The sequence below is a fragment of the uncultured Cardiobacterium sp. genome, assembly GCF_938028185.1.
GTDB lineage: Bacteria > Pseudomonadota > Gammaproteobacteria > Cardiobacteriales > Cardiobacteriaceae > Cardiobacterium.
Window position 1 is genome coordinate 1 of sequence record NZ_CALJAH010000174.1, and the last position, 1550, is coordinate 1550.

General features: G+C 55.0%; 1 protein-coding gene. It reads right to left on the reverse strand.

The genetic code is table 11. The annotated features are described in order from the left end of the window. Nucleotides 1-162: 162 nt before the first annotated feature. On the reverse strand, nt 163-1146 hold the full coding sequence (locus tag Q0349_RS05080) for a TRAP transporter substrate-binding protein (protein WP_298079797.1): 984 nt from the start codon (nt 1144-1146) through the stop codon (nt 163-165). Nucleotides 1147-1550: the final 404 nt, after the last annotated feature.

Consider the following 1550-nt stretch of genomic DNA (forward strand, 5'->3'; position numbering starts at 1 on the left):
TCGAGAAAGCTGTGCTGGCGTTGAACAACCGCCCGCGCAAATGTTTGCAGTGGAGAACACCTTATGAAGTGTATTTTGATGAGGTGTTGCACTTGGTTTGACAATTCGCCGTAAATGGAGAACGGGCGCGGTGGGGCAAGCCCCACCCTGCGTTGTATCCGCTTATTTCGGCGCTTTTTCTTTGATGCGCTTGATGAGGTCGGCGGCCTGCGGTGAGGCTTTGGCGGCTTCGTCGTGCATCGGCAGGACTTTGGCGGCAAATGCGGCGGTGTCCACGTCTTCGACGAAGGTTACACCCAGTTTTTCTTTGGCTTCTTTGATGACTTTTTCGGTGTTGTCCGCCCACAGTTGTTTTTGCAGCATCATGGATTCACGGCCGGCCTTTTTGATGGCTTGTTGTTGTTCCGGGGTGAGTTTGTCCCAGTCTTTGGTGCTCATGACGAGGACGTCCGGAATCATGGTGTGGCGGTCGTAGCTGTAATATTTGCTGACTTCGCCGTGGCGGTTGTCAACCAGTGCGGATTCGTTGTTTTCCGCGCCATCCACCACGCCTTGTTGCAGCGCGGTGTAGAGTTCGCCAAAGGCGATGGGCGTCGGGTTGGCGCCGAGCAGTTCGACCATTTTGACGGCGCTCGGGCTGGGCTGGACGCGGATTTTCATGCCTTTGAGGTCGTCCGGGGTTTTGATGGCTTTGCCCGCGTAGAAGGAGCGGCTGCCCGCGTCGTAGTAGGTGATGCCGATGAAGCCTTTGTCTTTGGAGGCGTTCAGGATTTCTTCGCCGATGTCGCTGGTGAGGACGTCGTAGTAGTGCGCTTCGTCCTTGAAGATGTAGGGCAGGTTGAAGACGGCGTAGAGCGGCTCGAAGGCTTCGAGCTCGGCGGCGTTGCTTTTTGCCAGCGCGAGGCCGCCGCTTTGCACGAGCTCAACGGATTCGCGCTGGGTGCCGAGCTGGGCGTTGGGGTAGATGCGGATTTTGACTTCGCCGTTGGTGTATTCCTTCACTTTGTCGGCAAAGGCCTGCATCGCTTTGTGGACGGGGATGTCCTTGCTTTGGTTATGGCTCAGTTTGAGGGTGACGGCGGCTTGTGCGCCCAGCGCCAGGGTGGCGACGGCGGCCGCCAGTAGTGCTTTTTTGAGGTTTTTCATGTGAAGCTCCGTTAAGATATGAGGATTCAAGGTGATGAAATGGTGATGAAGCTATCTTGCCTTTCTTCTCGACCAATGTCAATAATTGGTTGACCGATTATCTGGCGCTGGTTAAACTGCGCTTGTCGCCCGCTTGTGGCTGTTGGTGACAACGGGTTGCGGCGGGCGGTTGATGTTTGTTTGTAATAGGTTTTGTTGTTGTCGCCATGTGGTGTTTTTATGCCTCACCGCTTTTGGGCAGTTTGGGGACTGTTCGGTATCGGGGTAGCGACGATGAACCCCACCCCCCGGCACCCATGAAAAAGGTTTTTGCCTTTATTCATGGGTGCCCTCCGCCCCTCCCCCACAGGCACTACTGTCCGGAATAAATTCACCATAAAAACCCCTTTTAAAACAATGCAAAT